Source organism: Proteus mirabilis ATCC 29906, assembly GCF_000160755.1.
Taxonomy (GTDB): Bacteria; Pseudomonadota; Gammaproteobacteria; order Enterobacterales; family Enterobacteriaceae; genus Proteus; species Proteus mirabilis.
The window spans coordinates 440,444-461,779 of the sequence record NZ_GG668579.1; the positions used below are offsets into that span (position 1 = coordinate 440,444).

Annotated in this window: 18 protein-coding genes; 8 read left to right on the forward strand and 10 right to left on the reverse strand. The window is 38.1% G+C overall.

The window, feature by feature from the left end:
• Nucleotides 1-16: 16 nt before the first annotated feature.
• The 3 genes from HMPREF0693_RS12930 to yddG form a co-directional block, all read right to left on the reverse strand.
• A complete protein-coding gene (locus HMPREF0693_RS12930; RefSeq protein ID WP_004245875.1) occupies nt 17-610 on the reverse strand; it encodes a TetR/AcrR family transcriptional regulator in 594 nt (197 codons plus the stop codon).
• A 430-nt stretch (nt 611-1,040) separates the two neighbouring features.
• Nucleotides 1,041-2,315: a bifunctional O-acetylhomoserine aminocarboxypropyltransferase/cysteine synthase gene (locus tag HMPREF0693_RS12935; protein ID WP_004245876.1), complete on the reverse strand. Its 1,275-nt coding sequence runs from the start codon at nt 2,313-2,315 to the stop codon at nt 1,041-1,043.
• A gap of 189 nt (nt 2,316-2,504) precedes the next feature.
• Nucleotides 2,505-3,440 (reverse strand): aromatic amino acid DMT transporter YddG, encoded by a 936-nt coding sequence (gene yddG, locus HMPREF0693_RS12940; protein ID WP_004245877.1) that lies wholly within the window; start codon nt 3,438-3,440, stop codon nt 2,505-2,507.
• Between the two features lie 870 nt (nt 3,441-4,310).
• On the opposite strand from yddG, the gene HMPREF0693_RS12945 reads away from it, so the two are divergent.
• From HMPREF0693_RS12945 to HMPREF0693_RS12970, 6 genes are all read left to right on the forward strand, one after another.
• Nucleotides 4,311-4,871: a fimbrial protein gene (locus HMPREF0693_RS12945; RefSeq protein WP_004245878.1), complete on the forward strand. Its 561-nt coding sequence runs from the start codon at nt 4,311-4,313 to the stop codon at nt 4,869-4,871.
• A gap of 98 nt (nt 4,872-4,969) precedes the next feature.
• Complete coding sequence (locus tag HMPREF0693_RS12950) at nt 4,970-5,647, forward strand: fimbrial biogenesis chaperone (RefSeq protein WP_004245879.1); 678 nt, start codon at nt 4,970-4,972, stop codon at nt 5,645-5,647.
• Between the two features lie 36 nt (nt 5,648-5,683).
• Complete coding sequence (locus HMPREF0693_RS12955) at nt 5,684-8,215, forward strand: fimbria/pilus outer membrane usher protein (protein WP_004245881.1); 2,532 nt, start codon at nt 5,684-5,686, stop codon at nt 8,213-8,215.
• The gene (locus HMPREF0693_RS12960; RefSeq protein ID WP_004245882.1) at nt 8,215-8,733 is read left to right on the forward strand and encodes a fimbrial protein; all 519 of its coding nucleotides are present in this window, start codon (nt 8,215-8,217) and stop codon (nt 8,731-8,733) included. Before HMPREF0693_RS12955 ends, HMPREF0693_RS12960 begins: the two co-directional genes overlap by 1 nt.
• The gene (locus HMPREF0693_RS12965; protein WP_004250113.1) at nt 8,733-9,806 is read left to right on the forward strand and encodes a fimbrial protein; all 1,074 of its coding nucleotides are present in this window, start codon (nt 8,733-8,735) and stop codon (nt 9,804-9,806) included. Before HMPREF0693_RS12960 ends, HMPREF0693_RS12965 begins: the two co-directional genes overlap by 1 nt.
• A gap of 26 nt (nt 9,807-9,832) precedes the next feature.
• Nucleotides 9,833-10,150: a helix-turn-helix domain-containing protein gene (locus HMPREF0693_RS12970; RefSeq protein WP_004245886.1), complete on the forward strand. Its 318-nt coding sequence runs from the start codon at nt 9,833-9,835 to the stop codon at nt 10,148-10,150.
• A gap of 132 nt (nt 10,151-10,282) precedes the next feature.
• On the opposite strand, the gene potD is transcribed toward HMPREF0693_RS12970, so the two are convergent.
• The 6 genes from potD to HMPREF0693_RS13000 all read right to left on the reverse strand — a co-directional run bounded on the left by potD (nt 10,283) and on the right by HMPREF0693_RS13000 (nt 17,186).
• A complete protein-coding gene (gene potD / locus HMPREF0693_RS12975; RefSeq protein ID WP_004245887.1) occupies nt 10,283-11,326 on the reverse strand; it encodes a spermidine/putrescine ABC transporter substrate-binding protein PotD in 1,044 nt (347 codons plus the stop codon).
• Between the two features lie 116 nt (nt 11,327-11,442).
• Nucleotides 11,443-12,222, reverse strand: coding sequence for a spermidine/putrescine ABC transporter permease PotC (potC, locus tag HMPREF0693_RS12980; RefSeq protein ID WP_004245888.1), 780 nt, complete (start codon nt 12,220-12,222; stop codon nt 11,443-11,445).
• Entirely contained in the window at nt 12,219-13,079 is an 861-nt protein-coding gene (gene potB / locus HMPREF0693_RS12985; RefSeq protein WP_004245889.1) for a spermidine/putrescine ABC transporter permease PotB, read from the reverse strand. Before potB ends, potC begins: the two co-directional genes overlap by 4 nt.
• Nucleotides 13,063-14,178 (reverse strand): spermidine/putrescine ABC transporter ATP-binding protein PotA, encoded by a 1,116-nt coding sequence (gene potA, locus HMPREF0693_RS12990; protein WP_004245891.1) that lies wholly within the window; start codon nt 14,176-14,178, stop codon nt 13,063-13,065. The genes potB and potA overlap by 17 nt, the downstream gene beginning before the upstream one ends.
• A gap of 443 nt (nt 14,179-14,621) precedes the next feature.
• The gene (locus HMPREF0693_RS12995; RefSeq protein WP_004249170.1) at nt 14,622-15,896 is read right to left on the reverse strand and encodes a S8 family peptidase; all 1,275 of its coding nucleotides are present in this window, start codon (nt 15,894-15,896) and stop codon (nt 14,622-14,624) included.
• Nucleotides 15,897-16,121: 225 nt separating this feature from the next.
• Nucleotides 16,122-17,186 carry an Abi family protein gene (locus HMPREF0693_RS13000; RefSeq protein ID WP_004245893.1) on the reverse strand — a complete coding sequence of 355 codons (1,065 nt, stop codon included), beginning with the start codon at nt 17,184-17,186 and terminating at the stop codon, nt 16,122-16,124.
• Nucleotides 17,187-17,618: 432 nt separating this feature from the next.
• Between HMPREF0693_RS13000 and dusA the strand changes: the two genes are divergently transcribed.
• On the forward strand, nt 17,619-18,653 hold the full coding sequence (gene dusA / locus HMPREF0693_RS13005) for a tRNA dihydrouridine(20/20a) synthase DusA (protein WP_004245894.1): 1,035 nt from the start codon (nt 17,619-17,621) through the stop codon (nt 18,651-18,653).
• A gap of 106 nt (nt 18,654-18,759) precedes the next feature.
• Here the strand turns inward: dusA and HMPREF0693_RS13010 are convergent, their stop codons facing one another.
• Nucleotides 18,760-19,743 (reverse strand): NADPH:quinone reductase, encoded by a 984-nt coding sequence (locus HMPREF0693_RS13010; RefSeq protein WP_004245895.1) that lies wholly within the window; start codon nt 19,741-19,743, stop codon nt 18,760-18,762.
• A 167-nt stretch (nt 19,744-19,910) separates the two neighbouring features.
• Here HMPREF0693_RS13010 and dnaB point away from each other — a divergent pair, with 167 nt between their 5' ends.
• A complete protein-coding gene (dnaB, locus tag HMPREF0693_RS13015) occupies nt 19,911-21,320 on the forward strand; it encodes a replicative DNA helicase (RefSeq protein WP_004245896.1) in 1,410 nt (469 codons plus the stop codon).
• Nucleotides 21,321-21,336: the final 16 nt, after the last annotated feature.

The window sequence follows — 21,336 nt, forward strand, 5'->3', positions numbered from 1 at the left end:
CCCTCATTCATCCTAATTAACATGACTGATTTGCTGTGTCGGCCATATATTCAAATGTCATTTTTAATAATCTTTCAACTAATGCACTACGCTCTTGTTGTGAAATCGTAGGGCCTTCTGTGAGTTCTGATAACCAAAGGCCATCGGCAGCATAACGAATTAACGTACCTAAGTAGCTATTATCAAGTTTATCGCCTTTGGCTAAATGGCCTAACATCCAATCACGCCAACATTGACGCATTATTGGCTCGTTAGGCATAGCTAAAGAAAGTATTGCCAATTGGCGACTTTCATCTGACTGTTTGAGATCAGAAATATAGGTTAAATAAGCGCGAGAAAAGCGCCCTGCTTCTATCGGATCGTTGGCCATAATTAACGCAATTCGTTTATCCATAATACCGAGTAAGCGTTTGAATACCGCCTGTATCAGTTCTATCTTCCCAGGAAAATGGTGCAATAATCCGCCTTTACTGACACCCGCTTCTTTGGCTACGGCATTTAAAGATAAAGAAGCAATTCCTTCATTCGCCACAATAATACTTGCCGCTTCTAATAACTGCTCTTGGACGCGGATAGGATCTTTTTTTCGGTGATGTGCGGTTGTATTCATGCGTAGGATAATACCGACCAGTCGGTATGTTCCTTATTGATCAAAATCAAGCACTATTAGAGTGAGCCTTATTATATGCCAATAATGTTGTCAACTTCACATTACTTTATTTAAAACCAAATTTAATTTTAAATAATAAAATTATTTTATAGTTTTGATCTCAATAAAATATTTAATTAACAACAAAAAAAGAGAACTTGATAATTATCAATTAAAAATAAGGATAAATAGTCATTAAGATATTTCAATAATGTGGTAACGCAATAAAACACACTTTCTCTCATAGAGAATAAATTAAACACTCCTTTAAAAGAGCGATTATTTGTTTTTTTTAAAATAAAAAGCCCTCTTTAAATTTAAAGAAGGCCTTTCTATTATTAATTAAATTACTATTACTTAATCGTTATTAATTAACTATTATTAATAACGGTTAAAAACTGGCGTTTAATGCTTGTTCTAGATCAGCGATAATATCGTCTATATGTTCAATACCAATTGAAAGTCGAATTAAATCACGCGAAACCCCCGCGCGTTCTAGCTCTTCATCATTGAGTTGGCGATGAGTGGTTGATGCAGGATGACAAGCCAAGGATTTAGCATCACCAATATTGACAAGACGTACAATCAATTTCAATGCATCGATAAATTTCGCACCCGCTTCAGCACCACCTTTGATACCAAAAGAGAGAATACCAGCAGGTTTACCTGACATATAACGTACTGCTAAATCATGCTCTGGGTGGCTGGTTAAACCTGCATATTTAACCCAGACAACTTGAGGATGATTTTGCAAATATTCAGCAACTTTTTGCGCATTTTCAGTATGACGCTCCATACGTAACGCTAATGTTTCTAGACCTTGAAGAATTAAGAAGGCGTTAAATGGCGAAAGGGCGGCTCCTGTTCCACGCAATGGAGCAACACGGCATCGCGCAATATAAGCAGCCGCACCAAAGTGCTCAACATAATTAACCCCATGATAAGAAACATCCGGTGTATTGAGGATTTCAAAACGATCTTTATGTTCAGCCCAAGGAAATTTACCTGAATCAACGACGATCCCACCAATAGAGTTACCATGACCACCAATATATTTAGTGAGTGAGTGAATAATAATATCAGCACCATGCTCAAAAGGGCGACATAGGTAAGGCGTTGCTACCGTATTATCAATAATTAAAGGGACACCATGACGATGAGCCACAGTGGCGAGAGCTTGAATATCAACAATATTACCACTTGGATTAGTGATAGATTCACAAAATACCGCTTTGGTTTTCTCATCAATTAACGCTTCAAGTGCCAGCAGATCATCATGGGGGGCAAAACGCGCTTCGATACCGATACGGGGAAAAGTATGTGCCATTAAGTTATATGTACCACCATAGAGTTTCGCAACCGACACAATGTTATCGCCCACTTGTGCAATGGTCTGGATAGCATAAGTAATCGCAGCCATACCCGATGCCACAGCAACTGCTGCAATCCCTCCTTCTAAGGCGGCAACGCGTTGTTCCAATACATCATTGGTTGGGTTCATGATACGCGTGTAGATATTGCCAGGTACTTTTAAGTCAAATAGATCAGCACCATGTTGCGTATCATCAAATGCATAAGAGGTGGTTTGGTAAATAGGCACCGCAACAGCTTTGGTGGTTGGATCAGGTGAATAACCAGCGTGAACAGAAAGTGTCTCAAGTTTCATAGCAATCCCTTTGTTCTTATCATATAGGTAGCTTCTAAATAGAAGTTAGATCTTTTAACTTATAAGTAATATAGATAAGCGGATATTAGCCTTGTCGCATAGTGAAAAAATTTCAACTTATACCAATGAGACTTTTTTTAAAATCGAGAGTATTTATTCAAATACCCCCAATTGGCACGAAAATTTGACTTAAGAACCCTGTTTTACATTCGATTTGCTCGTTTTTGGCATTTTTGTCATTTTTTGACGAGTCGCTAACCAACAAATTAAAGAGCCGCCTGTCACCATCATAACGCCTTGCCAAAATGAAAAAGAGAGTGCTGTAGAGAGTAGTAGGGATGAAAAAGCCGTAGAAATTACCGGAGTAAAATAAGAAAGCGTCGCTAATAATGTCACATTACCGCTGATCATTCCTGCCGTCCACGCCGCATTAGCTAACCCTATCGCAGCCCCAGTAATAAGTAACAGTGAGATACTTTTTACATTAACCACCCACTCGATTGGAGCAGAAAAAATATATTGCCCCCAAAGTGCCAATGCCGTTAAGAAAAAGAAAGGCACAATACCATTATGTCCCCCCGAAATAAGACGAGTCACATTACTGTAAAATGCCCATAACACGGCGCCGATAAACGCCAAAATATAACTGAGAGGATTACGACAAATATTATTCCATAAGCTTTCTATTGTCAGTGGATTATCACCACTAACAACCCAAACAAGCCCACTGAATGAGCATAATAAACCCACTATCAATAGGATAGAGAATCGCTGTTTATTTAAGAACACCGCTAATGCCAGTGTAAAGCTGGGCCATAAATAGTTAACCATGCCAAGCTCTATAGCTTGTGCTCTATCACTAGCAAATCCTAGCGCCAACGATAAACAGATTTCATAACTAACAAATAAAAGTGCCCCCCAAGCAAGGTAACGCTTAGGAAAAAGAGATAACTTAGGCACCCCTAAGATCAAAATCAAAAATAGCGTTCCCGTTGTGTAAATCAGCGCAGCACCCCCTACCGCACCAAAATACTCACTGATATTGCGAATTAACCCAACAATGGTACTCCAAAGGAATATCGCCACAATGCCATAGAGTGTTCCTTTTGATGTACTGGAAATCATGTTTATACCTTCAGATTTAAGTTTTTCTCTATATAGCCGATAGTAAAACAGAATCGGGGTAATTGCTTGAATTACTCACTCCCTATAGAAGAAGCACACGCTAAAATGAAACATTTTGTTACAATTAATATAGCAAATTAAATATATTGATTTACTCCCAATACGAGTAATAAAAGTATCTTTTATTTTTATACGATAAAAATACGCTTTGTAATTTCCAATAAAAATGAATAAACAATATTTCTATTTTATTTACAAAAAATAAATTTTCATTTTAAAATTTACTTAAATGCCCCCTTTCAGCGTGCTTTTTTGCTTAACAAAAAGCCATTTTTGGTTTCATTTTATAAAAAAACTGTCCATAAAATACATTTTATGAAACATCATCTTATAAGTATAAGTACGCTATCTTTTTACGATATATCAGATAAATGATAAGATAGATGTAATAAAATCAAATAAAAAACCAAGCAATATCAATCAGATAAAAAATCACTCACAAAACATTAGACAAAGTAATATATTTTTCTATTTTTTAACAATTAAATATTACCGATAGTTGAGCAGATATTAATAGAATTTATCTATAAAACCAGCAAAAAACGATCGTTTAAAACGATTTCTCTATTTTTTTTACCACATTTATAATTTTTGTAAATTTGACTTAAGTGAATATATGGCAATTTATTCGTTTTCACGAAGATTGCTATCACTCGCTTTTGTTTTAATAAATAAAATAGTCTTATTTGGCATTTTCCAAAAATAATTTAATCCTTGTTTTTTTATTATTAATAATAAAAACAGAATTAAATATTAGCTTATTTTATTAAGCTAAGTATTAAATATATATTGAAAATATAGGAACATTTAATGAAAAAGTTATTATTATCTGCAATTATTACTTCAGCAATGGCCATAATTGCTACACCTGCACTAGCAGAAGATACTGGTACACCAGCACCAACAGAAGTTACAGTTAATGGTGGTACTATTAACTTTGAAGGTTCTGTCGTTAATGCTGCTTGTGGTGTTGATAGTAGTTCAAGTAACCAAACTGTTCGTTTGGGTCAATTCCGTGTCGCTGAATTCACTAAAAAAGGTGATGAAACAGGACGTATTCCTTTTAGCATTAAATTAAATAACTGCGATATTACTGTTTCATCATTAGCAGCAATTACCTTTAACGGTACAGCTTCTGATGGTGATGCAACTGCATTCGCATTACAAGGCAGTGGCGCAGCAACCAATGTAGCGTTAAAAATTACCGATTCAAGCAGCAAAAATGTTGTTCCAGGACAACCTTCTTCAACTCAAAAATTAATCGAAGGTGAAAACCAATTAAATTATAACGCTTCTCTTATTTCCACTGATGATACAGTGAAGGCAGGTAGCGCAAACGTTACAACTAACTTTATGGTGACTTACTCTTAATTACTTCATCACTTTTGATTGATGTCTTATCGCCAAGGACGGCCTATTTTTATCAAAAGTATTATTACTCCATATTCATTAGCTAATAAATATTTATTATGAAAAAGATATTTGCTTTTATTATTTTTTTATTCCCACTTATTGCTTATTCTAATGGTGTTTCATTAGGTGCTACGCGTATTATTTATAATTCTAATATTAAACAAACTAATCTTGTTGTGACTAATTCAGATAAAGAGAATAGTTTTCTAATTCAATCATGGGTATCTGATAATCAAGGTAATAAAAATAATGATTTTATTGTTACCCCTCCTTTATATATTCTTGACGCTAATAAAGAGAATGCTTTAAGAATTATGTATACAGGTGAACCTTTACCTGCAGATCGCGAAAGTTTATTTTGGATGAATGTCAAAGCTATTCCTTCTTTAGATGAAAAGCTTGCCAATGAAAATACACTACAAATTGCCATCCAGAGTCGGATAAAGCTTTTCTACCGCCCTAGTGGGTTGTCCGCTTATACTGAAAAATATGCCAATGAAGTGACTTTTTCCTATAAAAATGGGGAGTTAATTGCCCATAATCCAACACCTTATCATATTACTATGGTCAATTTAGCCGCAGCCGACAGTCAACTTCCTTCAAGTATTATGATTAACCCATTTTCACAATTAACATTAGGAAAAGTTAATCAGAATGCTAATACCATTTCATTCCAAACCATTAATGATTATGGCGCACAGACTCCTGTTTTAAAAAAAGAAATCGTTCATTAATCACAGCATCTTTTTCAACCCTGTTGGTCAAAAACCATGGTTAATAAGAATACTAATAAAGATATCGTTTATTTTCTCTTTCCAAGTGTCATTGCATTGTCATTGACGCTGTCCTTTTCATCATATAGCGCAAACCGATTTAATCCTGCATTTTTGGCTGACTCTCCTGATGCCGTCACCGATTTAAGTTATTTTGAAGCAGGCAACCGCATTAAACCCGGTGATTATCTTCTTGATATTGTTTTTAATCATGAGTATCTGCGTAGTGAAAATATTCATTTTATTAGTCAAGATAACCATGTTATTCCTTGTTTAAATCGAGATTATTATCAATCACTCGGGATCAATATTAAACTATTTGCTGATTTTGAGAAATTCTCGGCAAATGAATGTATTGATATTGAAAAAATCATTCCAGATTCTGTTGTTAATTATGATATTGAGAAACAAGCTTTAAATATTCAAGTCCCTCAAGCCGCGTTAGATCTGAAAGCGCGCGGTTATATTCCACCAGAAAAATGGGATAACGGTATAACAGCAGGTATTTTAAATTACACCTTTAGTGGCGCTAATAGCTGGGGAAATTCTCATAATAATAGCTACTATTTAAATCTACGTAGTGGGATCAATATTGGTGCTTGGCGATTACGCGATTATTCCACTTGGAATTCGTCAAACGGGAAAAACCAATGGAACCATATCAATACCTATCTGCAACGCAATATTGTGTCATTAAGAAGCCAATTACAAATTGGTGATAGTTATACCTCATCAACACTTTTTGACAGTGTTAATTTTCGAGGTATTTCATTAGAAAGTGACGACACTATGTTACCTGATAGCCAAAGAGGATTTGCACCTGTAGTCAGAGGTATTGCTAAAGGCAATGCTAAAGTGGTGATCCGCCAAAACGGTTATGTGATTTATCAAACCTTTGTTTCTCCGGGTGCTTTTGAAATCCGTGATCTCTATCCAACGTCAAATAGTGGCGACCTCTATGTCACCATTGAAGAAAATGATGGTAGCAAACACAGCTATGTTGTGCCTTATTCTGCTGTACCTATTTTACAGCGAGAAGGCCAAAAACAGTTTGTCATCCAAGCCGGTGAAATACGCCAAAATAACCAACATAAAAAACCTCGCTTTATACAAGGTCATCTTATTTATGGCTTACCCTATGACACCACTGTCTATGGCGGTGCATTAGCAACAAAAGATTACCAATCTTATGCCCTAGGAGCAGGTAAAAATATGGGTACCCTAGGTGCCTTCTCTACCGATATCACCTTTGCTCATAGCCAATTGCCAAATAACTCAACATCAGATGGTTATTCTTTACGTTTTCTTTATGCCAAGTCGTTAAACCAATTTGGCACAAACTTTCAATTGCTCGGTTATCGTTACTCTACTTCGGGTTTTTACACATTAGATGAGACATTAAATACGCGTATGTCCGGTTATCTGTATGAAGATAATCAAAAAAAACCGTTGAGTTATTTTAATTTGCATAATCGCAAGAAAGGGAGCCTACAAATTAATTTATCACAACAACTGGGGGATTATGGCTCTATTTTTATGATGACCAACTGGCAAAATTATTGGGGAACTAATGAGAAAAATGTCCTAGTACAAACCGGCTACAATGGCAATATTAAAGGGCTCTCTTATAACGTCATTTATAGTTATAACAGAATGATGAATAGTGGTCAGCGTGACCAAACATTGTCTGTGGGTCTTTCTATCCCATTACAATTGCTAATGCCGACAAGTTATCAATCCATCAATAGCACTTATCTCACATATAATTACAGCCACAATAATAACGGTTACTCGACACATAATGCGGGGATTGCTGGTACATTATTGGAAGACAATACCCTTAATTACAGTGTTCAACAAGGTTATAGCAATCAAGGCGGAAACTATACCGGTAGTGCGACGTTGGGTTATCAAAGTCGCTATGGCAATTTAAATGCTAGCTATAACTATCATCAAGATGCTCAACAAATTAACTATAGCCTCGCTGGAGGTATGCTACTCCATAGTGGCGGATTAACCTTAAGCCAACCCTTAAGCGCTAATGCCATTTTAGTAGATGCTCGTAATACTGCGGATGTACCGATTGATAATGCGACAGGGGTTTATACTGACTGGCGAGGGTTTGCCGTTATTCCCTATGCTACCGCTTATCGACAAAATCGAGTGGCATTAGACACCACCGCATTACCCGATAATGTTGAAATTGAGCAAAACATTAAGCAGGTGATCCCAACACAAGGCGCCGTCATTAAAGTTCAGTTTGATGCTAAAAAAGGGTATCGCTTATTACTGACGCTACAACACCAAGGTCGCCCACTCCCTTTTGGGGCAATAGCAACTGATAAACAAAATCATCTGTCCGGTATTGTTGGCGATGATGGCTTACTCTACTTATCGGGTGTCCCTGATTCAGGAAAATTAGAGATCCGCTGGGGGCATAATGCCTCTCAATACTGTCAAGTGAACTATCAATTACCCGCCTCTCAACTTGATGAACCTTTTGTGAAAATGACACAGGAGTGCCAATAATGCACAAATTAATGCTTATTGTAGCGTTGTCATTACTGTTTACCACTAAGGGATCTGCTTACGATACATTGGTACACATTAATGCCAGAGTAACAGGAAACACATGTACGGTAGAGACAAACTCAAAACGTATTACCGTAAAATTAGGCCAAATCGCCACAAAAGATTTTATTTCTACGACGATAACGCAACAACGTACGCCTGTTATCCCTTTTAGTATTAAATTAGTCGATTGCCAACCTGAAGCCAGTGCTGTGAAGGTCAGTTTTAATGGTCGTGCCGATCCTATTGATAACGCCTTACTCGCCATTGATGCAACGGGTGCCAAGGGAGTTGCCATTTCCATTATGGATAACTCAGGAGCTTCCATCGATATTAACGATAAAAGCCAGTCTTATACCTTATTGCCTAACCAAGATAATACCCTGCAATTTTATGCTCGCTATGTAGCGACTCAACTTCCTGTTCAAGCCGGATCGGCGAATGCAACAGCAACCTTTTTACTGGAGTACCAATAATGACACGCTCTTTTTCTTTCTTCACATTGCTGGTTTCTCTTCTTTGTATCCCGAGCCAAATGGCATGGGCTATTGCAGATCCATTAGTGGTAACCCCTCCACCTATGAATTTTGATGGTGCCGCCGATGGTACTCCCGCAGGAACGCCCATCACATCAACTTGGATAGGTGAAACCTCTGTCCATAATGGTTTCAAATGTGAGAAGAAATTTTTGCAAAAATGTTGGGTTGAAACCCTCTATGCTAATGCTACTGGTTCAAAAATTAGCGGGATCTACTATTACGAAGGTAGTAATCGTTATCCTGTTTATTCACTCCCCGGAGTTAAAGGTATCGGCTATGCTTTTGGTTTAAAAGATAACAATGATAGTGTTGCTTACGTACCTATTGATGTTGATAACGGTTCGGGTGCAACGGTGATTTATCCTGCAGTAGGCTCTACCGTTAACCATAATGTGGATCGCGTTTCACTGAAAGGCAAAGTCGTCTTTGTGGTGACAGATAAACATCTTGAGACTGGCGTTTATAACATTCCATATACAGTTATCGCCAATACATGGTCTGAATATGGTGGAGGCCATAAAGGCAATAATACCTCTATCGTAGCAATTAACCCCGTCACTATTACTATTAAAGCTCGAGGCTGTACCGTAAATACCAAAAATCTCACCTATGAATTAGGTGATATCTCAATGCGAGATATGGCAGCCATTGGTTCAACATCAAAAAGTCAGGCTAAACCCATCTCTGTTACATGCGATAGTAATGTGCATTTATATGCCAGCATGACCGATCAGTCTACCTATTCTAATAATACAGATATCCTCACACTGACATCAGACTCTGATGCTTCTGGTATTGGTATTCAATTTTTCTTTAATGATAATCCAACTCCCGTGGTGTATGGCCCTGATATCAGTGCGATAGGACAACCTAACCAACGTTTACTCCATATAACAACTTCTAACAACGAAAACTACATATTAAACCTGTCAACTCGCTATATCACGACTGGGACACTAAAACCGGGTAAAGCAAACGGATTAGCCAGTCTCACTTTTTCTTATCAATAATGATTTGAATTTTTAAGGCTGATGAAATGATTGATAGCAGCAAAACGATTAATTTTCGTATAGGACAACGAATACGTCACTTGCGAAAAAATTTAAAATATTCGGGGAAACTATTTGCCAAAGAGTTAGGCATAAGTCAGCAACAACTTTCACGGTATGAACGAGGAACAAATAGGATCAGTATTGAGTTTGTTTATTTAATTACTGAAAAGTTTGATGTTCATATCAGCTATTTCTTACAAAGTAACTATATGATTAATATTGAGCAACAACGAAATATACAAGAAAAAAACAGCCTGCTGATTGCCGAGGCTTGTATAAAAAATGGCACTAATCGCCCTTAACTTAATTATTCTTTCGGTTCAAATACACACTGTCATCTATTTTATCGTTGATTTAATGATAATGTTCTCTTTTTTCTATACAAAATAAGAAGCCACCGTTTAACGGTGGCTTTTTGGTACTGATAAACTTAATTAACGACCCGCTTTCAGTTTTTGGTAATAGCTTTCGTATAAAACCGTCGCTTCACCCACATCATTTTGCCATTCGCCTTTACTGATAATCTCTTCACTAGGGTAAAGTGAGCTATCTTTTGTGATGGCTTTTGGCAATAATTTCTGTGCCGCTAAATTAGGTGTTGGATAGCCGATATTTTCAGCCACTTTCGCAGCAACTTCGGGGCGTAATAAGAAGTCGATAAGCTTATGCGCACCTTCAACATTTTTTGCATTTGCAGGAATAGCTAAGCTGTCCATCCAGAAGATACCGCCCTCTTTTGGCCATACCAACTCAATAGGAGCACCTGCTTCTCGCGCAATAAATGCAGAGCCATTCCAGATCATCCCTAGATTCACTTCTCCTTGCATATAAGGATTAGCAGGATTATCCGAATTAAAAGCCAGTACATTAGGCATCAGCTTTTGTAACTCTTTATAGGCTTCTTCAATCTGTTTTGGATCTGTGGTATTACCTGAATAGCCTAATTTTAATAAAGCCATTTGGAATACTTCACGTGCATCATCCGTTAACAGTAAGCTATCTTTATATTCCGGTTTCCATAAATCAGCCCATGAAGTAATGCTACTTACATCAACTTCATCACTATTAATCCCTATCGCAGTCGCTCCCCAAATATAAGGGATTGAGTAGTCATTTTGAGGATCGAATGATTTATGTAATAAACTTGGGTCAAGATTATCAAAATTACTGAGCTTTGATTTATCAATCTTCTGTAGCATCCCCTCATGACTCATTTTAGAAATAAAATAAGTTGAAGGAACCACCAAATCATAAGCACCGTCTTTATAGGTTTTTAATTTGGTATACATGCTTTCGTTAGATTCGTAGGTGGAGTAAATCACCTTAATCCCAGTCTCTTTTGTAAACTGTTCCAGCAATCCTGGCGGTACATATTCCGTCCAGTTATAGAAATAGATTGTCTTACCATCATCAGCCGATGCTGTACCAATACTTAATGCCATTACACTGGCAGCAAGTACAGAGGACCACTTTTTCATTTAGGCTTCCTTCAGTGGTTGATGCGTTAATATCAAATAGGCGTAACGCCTACCTCCAACAGATTTGGTCATCAAGACCGTAAAAAGTGCGAGAAACTCGCACTAATACTTTTAAATTACGCTTTGCCAGTTCTATCTCGTAAGATCAACTGACTAATTAATACTAATACTAATGATAGCCCTAAAAGGATGGTTGCCAGTGCATTCACTTCCGGTGAAACACCTACTTTTACCATTGAGTAAATTTTTAATGGTAAAATTTCATAGCTTGGTCCAGTCACAAAAGAAGAGACAACCACGTCATCCATCGATAACGTAAAGCTTAATAGCCAACCCGAGGCTACTGCCGGCATCGCTAATGGCATAATGATTTTACGTAAAATAGTAAATTCACCCGCCCCTAGATCCTTAGCGGCTTCAAGCATTTTGACATCAAAACCACTGAGTCGCGAATAGACCGTGACCACCACAAAAGGCAGACAAAAGGTAATATGCGACACCAGTAATGACCAAAACCCTAAGGAAATGCCTAATAGCATAAATAAAACCAATAATGAAATCGCCATCACAATATCTGGCGACATCATCACCACAAACAGCATACCACCAACAAACTTTTTACCACGAAAACGATAACGATAAAGCGCCACCGCAGCCAATGAACCAATCAACGTCGCAAAGGTTGCTGAGGTGACTGCCATCGTTAATGAATGCCCTGCAGCTTGTAGCAGGCTGTCATTATTTAATAAAATGGTATACCAGTCAGTGGTAAAGCCTTTCCAGTTGATCCCGAAACGTGATGAGTTAAAAGAGTTAACTATCAGAATGATAATCGGGATATAAAGATACGCGTAAATGATGGACATAAATCCACCCCGCAATAACCGTCCTATCATTCTATTTCTACCTTCTTATGCAGTAGTTTTACGGCTCGGTAATACACAAATAGCATTAACCCCATCACCAGTGTTAAACAGATACTGGTAGCTGCCCCAAATGGCCAGTCGCGAATATTTAAGAATTGGCTCTTTATTACGTTACCAATAAGTAGGTTTTTCGCGCCCCCCATTAAGTCCGCCACAAAGAATAAGCCCATGGCAGGTAACATTACCAATAAACAACCTGCGATGATCCCCGGCATAGTTAATGGGATAATAATACGAATAAAGGTCTGTAATTTATTCGCACCGAGATCTCGAGCTGCTTCCAAACAGGGTTTATCCAGTTTTTCAATGCTGGAATAGAGTGGCAGAACCATAAAAGGTAATAAAATATAAACCAACCCTAATACTACCGCCTCTGGGGTATAGATAATCCTTAGCGGTTTATCGATAAGCCCTATCCACAATAGAAACTCATTAAAATAGCCTTTCGTACTAAGAAAAATCTTTAACCCATAAGTACGAATAAGTGAGTTAGTCCAAAAGGGAACTATTAATAAAAACAGCAGTAATGGTTGTATTTTCTTAGGCATTTTTGCCAGAAAAAAAGCAAAAGGATAACCTAATATTAAACAAGCTAAGGTCGCTACCAATGCCATATTAATAGAGTGCAGTAATACTTCTGCATACATTGGATCAAATAAGCGATAATAGTTATCGAGTGTAAAAACCATCTCGACTAAATTCGCATCATCACGGGTTAAAAAACTGGTGGCGATGATCATGATATTCGGTAAGAAGACGAACACCATTAACCAACCCACAACACCAGTAATAACGATGTTTTGAAATAGTTTACGTGTTTTCTTCATCAGCCAGCACGACCTCCCAGCTCTCAACCCAAGTTACCGCTATCTTTTGGTCTAACGAGTGATCAACATCCGGATCATCTTCATTAAAGAATTCACTCACCATCACCATCTTGCCATTTTCCATTTCAACAACAGAATCTAGCGTCATGCCTTTATAGTTACGTTCACGAACATAACCGATAAGTCCCGGAAGGTTTTCAAGATCGTGTATCTCTTCAACGCGCAGATCTTCTGGTCTGAGTAACACTTTCAGCTGCTGATTTTGAGTAACAGGTAATTGCGTGTAAATATCGCATTCGTGCCCTTCAACATCCGCTCTAATACGTGTCTCATCAATACGATGTAGGACACGTGCATCAAAGATATTGATTTCACCTATAAATTGCGCAACGAATAAGTTAGTTGGCTCTTCATAGATTTCTCGAGGCGTGCCATCTTGCTCAATACGCCCTTCTTTCATTACCACGATCCTATCTGACATAGTCAGTGCTTCTTCCTGATCGTGGGTGACGAAAATAAAGGTGATCCCCAGTTTTCGTTGTAAGGCTTTTAGCTCATTTTGCATCTGCTTACGTAATTTGTAATCCAGAGCAGACAATGATTCGTCTAACAACAATACCTTCGGCTTATTGACCACCGCCCGTGCAATCGCAACCCGTTGCTGTTGACCACCAGAAAGGTGAGCAGGACGACGTTGGGCAAAGTCCTCCAGTTGCACCATACGTAACGCTTCCATAACGCGACTATTGATCTCTGCAGCAGGTGTTTTCTGCATACGTAGACCAAAAGCCACATTTTCAAATACGGTCATATGGGGAAACAGGGCATAACTTTGGAAAACGGTATTTACAAAACGCTGTTCTGCTGGAATATGGGTAATATCCTGTCCATCTAGGATAATTTGTCCATCATCCGCGTCTTCTAAGCCCGCAATTAAACGTAATACCGTCGTCTTACCACAGCCTGAAGGGCCGAGTATGGTTAAAAACTCGCCATGGTTGATAGTCAGATCGAGGCGGGAAATGATTTGTTTTCCGTCGAAACCTTTACTTAAGGATTTTAATTCGACTAGTGGTGTCAGAGATGTTTTCTCAGTCATTTAAGGTAATACTCTATCCCGAAGAATAATGCAGATAGAACCGCCGCCGGAAAAGACTGTGTGAGCTGCCGGAGCAGTATGCTCCACAGAAGCCCAAAACCAGCAACGCCGTATGTATAGTACAAGGGGCAAATGATAAACGTAGTGAGGTAAAATTGAAAGCAAAAAGGTACATTTCTTATGAAAAACTATTCATTTTTAAGCTTTTCATCATAACTTTCGACTTTGTTATAAAAAACAAAAAATAGAATATAATCAAATAATTAATAATAAGTATAAATACTAATAAATTATTTTAATTTATGATTAAATAAATTTTTTATCACAAATCATTCTATCGCGGTATTTTCAAGTCTAAAACAGACTTAAAAAAGATTATTTTCAGCAAGATAAATACTAAAAATACCTTCCATAGTCTTAAGCCATAGAAGGTATCCTTTCTATTAATTATATTGGATTAAATTTTTTAAATGTAAGATGGCATTATTTACATTAGGCAAAGGGCCTATCTTTTCATTTAATGATGGATAAGTTCCTGTTTTAATCAGTAGCTCTCGCATCTCTATTGGCGTTAATACCGTGTTGGTTTTATCTTTATACCAAGATTGAATAACCGCAGCCGCCCCCGCGACTAATGCACAGGCTGATGATGTTCCACTAAAATTAGCCGTATATTTGTTATTCCCGTCACCATGAAAAAGATCACCATATCCGGCAGTGGTCACATCTTCTCCCCATGCTTGCACATGAATGGGGGAGCCATGCGTTGAGAAAGGTAAACGATTTAGCGTATAAGGCGAGCCCGCACCGACACGTATAGAGTGGTTATCGCTACGTTGACGATAGCTATCATAAAAAGGTAAATCGAGATCAACCCCCCCATTGCCGGCAGCCATGATCACAATAATCCCCGCTTCTGTTAATGTACGAGTTGCCTCCCAGATATGCATTTCATAATCAGCAGGAACATAAGCATGATGTTCACAAACTGTCTGCATCTCATATAAAACAATATCACCCGCGTGTAATTTCTGTTTACTGGCAATAATTGCTTCAATACGACCACTGCTTAATTCTGATATGGCATAAAACATATCTAATTTATAAGCAAGCCCAGTAATACCTTTACCGTCTTTTTTCCCCATAATTAACCCCGCCACTGCCGTACCATGGTCGGCTTGATCGGTTTTTTCAGTTAAAGGAAAAAGTGGCGTGATATTATTAGCTAACAAATCGGGATGTGATAAATCAAAATCCCACTCAATATCGGCCACCTGTATACCTTGTCCATAAGCATTTTTATTCCAAGCGTCTATAATACCTAACCCAGTTATTTCATTTGATTTTATTTTTGGGGTTTTTAAATAATGCTGATGGCGAGTTAAATCCGGCGTAATATTAGGTGGCTGTACAGGTAATTTTGGAATTTTTTGCACATATTCTATATCAGGATGTTGTTTTAATATTTTAATAATTTCATCTAATGTATATGTGTTATCATTAGGTAAATTTAAATAATAGTAATCATTTAAATGATTTGATGTAAGAGAAAGATGATTTTTAGGTGGTAATTGTGATGATGATAATACTGGAACAAAAGAAATATTAGATAAAAATGTATTATATTGATTATGGTAACCAGAGCGTAATAGTTTTTTATTTTGATCAAGTGAATGTATATTTTTTAGTTTGACTAGTATTTTCCTTTCAATATTCATAACCAATGCTCCTTTTCTATTTTTTATTTTTACTTTTGTTTTATAACGTAGATTTTTGAGCATTGGCTATTTTCATTTTTAATAGCATTGAGATAAATTTAATTATTAAGATAATATACTGTGTATTTATACTCATTAAATAATTTAGTTTTTCTTAGACAGCATGCACTTCCATTTGAATGGGATCAAAGATCCAGACCAGTGAGTGCACAATATAAATCTTTTTCATTGTTTTACTTGAGTCGCATTGGGATGGTTGCCTTGAGCTGAGGCTGGTTTTGGAATGAAAGTAACATCAATACCAACCGTTAAAGGCCAAGCTTTGCGTCTCTTCTGCATTGATTGGTTGGTGTAAAATATCTGATGTGACTTTTTACAGCGTATAATCGCATAATTTGCTGTCACACTAACGACTTCACCTTTGCGTCTGGTGTTGATTTCATGTCTTTCTTTCCATTTAATGATATCTGGAACAGAATAAAGTCCCGATGCTAACATTTTACTTCGCCATAGCGTATGTTGAGTGCAAGCTATTCCCATCAATTTGTCGTTGTCTATGACAGATAATAACTTTAAATTGTTAGGGTTAATCCAATGAATGACTTTTAAGCATCGTTCGTAATGTGAAATAACCATATTTATGCTGTCATCAGAATCAAACAAATCTGTTGCTTTCCAGATAGGTTCATGGTGCGCAATACGATTTCTAAGTCTATTTATTTCAAATAAATTTGAGCTAATATGGTTAATACTCAAAGAGGTACCATTTAAGTCCTTAGCATATGGAAAAACAAAATTATTAAGCTTTGGCCAAAGCTCGATAATAGGAGGATTAGCAAGGGATTGGCTTGAACGATGATTCTTGTCTGTTAAGTGAACCCAAAAACCAAATGTTAGTTTCGCAATTAGATTATCAGGAGTAATAGCTTTACCCTCTCTAACTAAATCCTTCTTAGCTTTAACTATCTGTTGAAACCCCTTACTATTATTTTGATTTGTATAAGAATTACTAAACCAAAACTGGTCTATTTTGGCTTTCTCTTTAGCCCAATCTTGTGGTTGATAATTTGCTTCGACTAGCTGCTCATGGTATTCGATGTAAGCATTATTGATAGCATTACGCAAAGAGACTTCTAATACTTGAAGTACTGGATAAAAGAGACCTGATAACTGTTTATTCCACACATATAACCCTAAGCTTTGTTCATCGCTTACATCGCATAAGTGTGGTTGTTTGTAAGTAGAGAGTCGAGAGTTAGATAGCGTCTTAATTATTGATTTTACAGGCATATTGATATTCCACTCTGATGATAAAAAAGTATATCTATACATCCGATGAAGAACAAGCTACTTGACATCAATCGGGAATTGACTAGAATCTAATCATCGACGGAAACGTCACTAGATTGAAAGCGCGGTACAGTGTGAAGCTGGTTGGTCTTAGACCCCGTTAGCGAGATATTTTCGAAGGGCTCCTTATAGGAGCCCTTTTCGATCTAATAATTAAACCTAGATTAGTTCATCAATAATTAAGCTTCGTACATAAAATCTAATTATATCGGCCTCGTTTTAGGGAAAGATCACACCACCTGCTCTATCACATTTTGTTATGCTATAGTAAGCCATCTCGATATAAATCCTCTCTTACTCTCAGTAAAACACCAAAATCTGGTGTCCTCATTGGTGTCCTGATAAAGAGAAAACACACTAAAATGGGTTATAATGCACGAAAATACACCAACCGATAAAACACTAGAAAACAAGCAAACACAGGGCACTCAAGGGAATTACCCACTTAATCGCTTCTCTGTTGCACCTATGCTCGATTGGACTGATCGCCATTGCCGTTATTTCTTTCGCCAGCTTACCAAAAATACTTTGCTGTATACTGAAATGGTCACAACAGGTGCCATTATTCATGGCAAAGGTGATTATTTAAAATATAGCAACGAAGAGCACCCGATCTCATTACAGCTTGGCGGCAGTGATCCACAAGCGTTAGCGCAATGTGCAAAATTGGCACAAGAGCGTGGCTATGATGAAATTAATTTAAATGTAGGTTGCCCTTCTGATCGGGTACAAAATGGACGCTTTGGTGCTTGTTTAATGGGTGAAGCACAACTCGTTGCAGATTGCGTGAAAGCTATGCGTGATGTGGTCGATATTCCTGTGACGGTAAAAACACGTATTGGCATCGACAACCAAGATAGCTATCAATTTCTATGTGATTTTATTGATACCGTCAGCCGTGATAATAACTGCGATACCTTTATTATTCATGCTCGCAAAGCTTGGTTATCGGGATTAAGCCCCAAAGAAAACCGCGAAGTGCCTCCTTTAGATTATCCTCGTGTTTATCAATTAAAACGTGATTTCTCGCATCTCACTATGGCAATTAATGGGGGAATTAAGTCACTAGAAGAGGCACAGGAGCACTTAAAATATATGGATGGTGTTATGGTAGGTCGCGAAGCTTATCAAAATCCATCAATATTGGCTCATGTGGATCACGTGCTTTTTGATAATCAGTTACCTGTTACTAATGCCGTCGCTGCCGTAAAAGCCATGTATCCTTATATTGAAAAAGAGCTCTCACAAGGCACTTATTTAGGTCATATCACCCGCCATATGTTGGGAATTTTCCAAGGTATTCCCGGGGCAAGACAATGGCGTCGTCATTTAAGTGAAAATGCCCACAAACAAGGTGCTGATTTAACCGTGCTAGAGAATGCGCTCAAGTTTGTGACCGAAAAATAGTCCTTTTTAACCCGTGATAAAAATCCATCTTACTCAAATTGCTTAATCAACTATTTAGTTAATCAGTTAATAAAGATGGATTTTTTATACTTGTAAACTTTAAAAACTATGGGATCAATAGACTTGAACCTTGAGATTGACGACTTTCAAGATAACGGTGTGCGGCTTTAGCATCAGCTAATGCAAATTTCTGATTATCTGGCACACTGACATCAATTTTACCACGACCAATTAACGTAAATAGTGCTTCACTTGCTGCATCTAACTCTTCGCGCGTCGTAATGTAGCCGGAAATAGAAGGACGAGTAACATAAAGTGAACCCAATTTATTAAGAATACCTAAATCAACCCCTGTTACCGCACCAGAAGCGTTACCAAAACTGACCATTAAGCCTCGGCGTTGCAAACAGTGCAACGAATCCAACCAAGTTGCTTTGCCAACAGAATCATACACAACGGGTACTTTTTGGTTATTGGTGAGCGCAAGGACACGTTCAACAATAGATTCAGTTTGATAGTTAATCACTTTCCATGCACCTGCGGCCTTAGCTTTAGCCACTTTCTCATCACTGCCTGCAGTACCAATCATTTTAGCGCCAATCGCTTTCGCCCATTGGCTGGCAATTAGCCCGACACCACCCGCCGCTGCATGGAATAAAAAGGTTTCCCCTGCACGTAATTTGTATGTTTCATTGAATAGATAATAAACCGTTAATCCTTTCAAAAAAGAGGCGGCGGCTTGTTCAAAAGAGATATTATCAGGCAGGCGAGCTACTTTATTTTCTGGTACATTATGCGTATCGCTGTAGGCGCCTAATGGAGATTGTGCATATACAACTCTATCCCCTTCTTTAAGTGAAGTAACATGAGCGCCTGTTTTAATCACAACACCGGCAGCTTCAGTTCCTAAGCCACTTGGGAAATGCTCTACTGGATATAATCCGCTACGCACATAAGTATCAATATAATTAATGCCAATGGCTTTATTGGCAACCTGTACTTCGTTATCGCCTAGAGGGGCGGGGGTAAATGAAGTTAGCTCGAGTACATCGGCATTACCATGAGCTGCAAACTGAATGCGTTTAGCCATCGTAATCTCCTTTATAAGATTGATGATTGACCTAGGATTATATAAACCAGCGTTGTAACGACCTGTAGAGATAATGACAAATGATCGTTATTTCTACAAGGCACAGATTATTGGGTTAGCGTATACTAATGCGCTGATTGATATTTTTTCGACTTTGTGCAGGATTTATGGCCAGAAACAAGACCACTGACAAGCTAATGTCTGAGATAAAAGATCGCCAAATGGAAGGGTTGAAGCTTCCCCCCCATTCGCTAGAAGCCGAACAATCGGTGTTAGGCGGTCTAATGATAGATAACGAGCGTTGGGATAATGTCTCCGAGCGTGTCACTGCCGATGATTTTTATAGCCGACCTCATCGCACTATTTTTGCGCAAATGCAGCGTTTACTTGAGCTGGGTAAACCTATTGATCTGATAACCTTATCAGAAGCACTAGAACAAAACGCAGAATTAGAAAGCGTTGGAGGCTTTGCTTATTTAGCAGAACTATCCAAAAATACGCCAAGTGCAGCCAATATTAACGCTTATGCCGACATTGTACGTGAGCGTGCTGTCGTTCGCGATATGATCAAAGTCGCCAATGAAATTGCTGATGCTGGATTTGATCCCCAAGGACGCACCAGCGAAGATCTGCTCGATTTTGCTGAATCTCGCGTCTTTCAAATTGCCGAAACCCGCGCCAATAAAGATGAAGGGCCAAAAGCAATTGATGCCATTTTAGAAGAAACCGTTGAAAAAATAGAGCAACTCTACCAAAAACCTCATGATGGTGTGACGGGGGTATCCAGTGGCTATCAAGATCTGGATAAAAAAACCGCCGGACTGCAAAAATCAGATTTAATTATTGTCGCAGCACGTCCTTCTATGGGTAAAACTACCTTCGCGATGAACTTATGCGAAAATGCGGCAATGACGGAAGAAAAACCTGTACTTATCTTTAGCTTAGAGATGCCAGGTAACCAAATCATGATGCGTATGCTCGCTTCATTGTCTCGCGTGGATCAAACCCGTATTCGTACTGGGCAACTTGACGATGAAGATTGGGCGCGTATTTCAAGTACCATGGGTATTTTGCTTGAAAAACGTAATATGTATATTGATGATTCCTCTGGTTTAACCCCCACCGAGGTGCGCTCTCGTGCCCGAAGAATTTATCGTGAACATGGCGGTTTAAGCCTAATCATGATTGACTACTTGCAGTTAATGAGAGTACCTTCATTATCTGAGAACCGAACTTTAGAAATTGCTGAAATTTCACGCTCTTTGAAAGCATTAGCTAAAGAATTACAGGTTCCTGTTGTCGCTCTGTCACAGTTAAACCGTAGTTTGGAACAACGTGCTGATAAGCGCCCAGTTAACTCTGACTTACGTGAATCGGGCTCTATTGAGCAAGATGCCGACTTGATTATGTTTATCTATCGTGACGAAGTTTATCACGAAAATAGCGACCTAAAAGGGGTGGCAGAAATTATCATTGGTAAACAGCGTAATGGCCCTATCGGTACGGTAAGACTAACCTTTAATGGTCAATGGTCTCGCTTTGATAACTACGCAGGCCCTGCTTACGACGACGAATAACCATCCACCTTGACGG

Coding starts and splice junctions, on each gene's coding strand:
- yddG (WP_004245877.1), bottom strand. CDS start 3,440: ATGATTTCCAGTACATCAAAAGGAACACTCTATGGCATTGTGGCGATA.
- HMPREF0693_RS12945 (WP_004245878.1), top strand. CDS start 4,311: ATGAAAAAGTTATTATTATCTGCAATTATTACTTCAGCAATGGCCATA.
- HMPREF0693_RS12995 (WP_004249170.1), bottom strand. CDS start 15,896: ATGAATATTGAAAGGAAAATACTAGTCAAACTAAAAAATATACATTCA.
- potC (WP_004245888.1), bottom strand. CDS start 12,222: ATGATAGGACGGTTATTGCGGGGTGGATTTATGTCCATCATTTACGCG.
- HMPREF0693_RS12950 (WP_004245879.1), top strand. CDS start 4,970: ATGAAAAAGATATTTGCTTTTATTATTTTTTTATTCCCACTTATTGCT.
- potA (WP_004245891.1), bottom strand. CDS start 14,178: ATGACTGAGAAAACATCTCTGACACCACTAGTCGAATTAAAATCCTTA.
- HMPREF0693_RS13010 (WP_004245895.1), bottom strand. CDS start 19,743: ATGGCTAAACGCATTCAGTTTGCAGCTCATGGTAATGCCGATGTACTC.
- HMPREF0693_RS12935 (WP_004245876.1), bottom strand. CDS start 2,315: ATGAAACTTGAGACACTTTCTGTTCACGCTGGTTATTCACCTGATCCA.
- HMPREF0693_RS12965 (WP_004250113.1), top strand. CDS start 8,733: ATGACACGCTCTTTTTCTTTCTTCACATTGCTGGTTTCTCTTCTTTGT.
- dusA (WP_004245894.1), top strand. CDS start 17,619: ATGCACGAAAATACACCAACCGATAAAACACTAGAAAACAAGCAAACA.
- HMPREF0693_RS12960 (WP_004245882.1), top strand. CDS start 8,215: ATGCACAAATTAATGCTTATTGTAGCGTTGTCATTACTGTTTACCACT.
- potB (WP_004245889.1), bottom strand. CDS start 13,079: ATGAAGAAAACACGTAAACTATTTCAAAACATCGTTATTACTGGTGTT.
- dnaB (WP_004245896.1), top strand. CDS start 19,911: ATGGCCAGAAACAAGACCACTGACAAGCTAATGTCTGAGATAAAAGAT.
- HMPREF0693_RS12930 (WP_004245875.1), bottom strand. CDS start 610: ATGAATACAACCGCACATCACCGAAAAAAAGATCCTATCCGCGTCCAA.
- HMPREF0693_RS13000 (WP_004245893.1), bottom strand. CDS start 17,186: ATGCCTGTAAAATCAATAATTAAGACGCTATCTAACTCTCGACTCTCT.
- potD (WP_004245887.1), bottom strand. CDS start 11,326: ATGAAAAAGTGGTCCTCTGTACTTGCTGCCAGTGTAATGGCATTAAGT.
- HMPREF0693_RS12970 (WP_004245886.1), top strand. CDS start 9,833: ATGATTGATAGCAGCAAAACGATTAATTTTCGTATAGGACAACGAATA.
- HMPREF0693_RS12955 (WP_004245881.1), top strand. CDS start 5,684: ATGGTTAATAAGAATACTAATAAAGATATCGTTTATTTTCTCTTTCCA.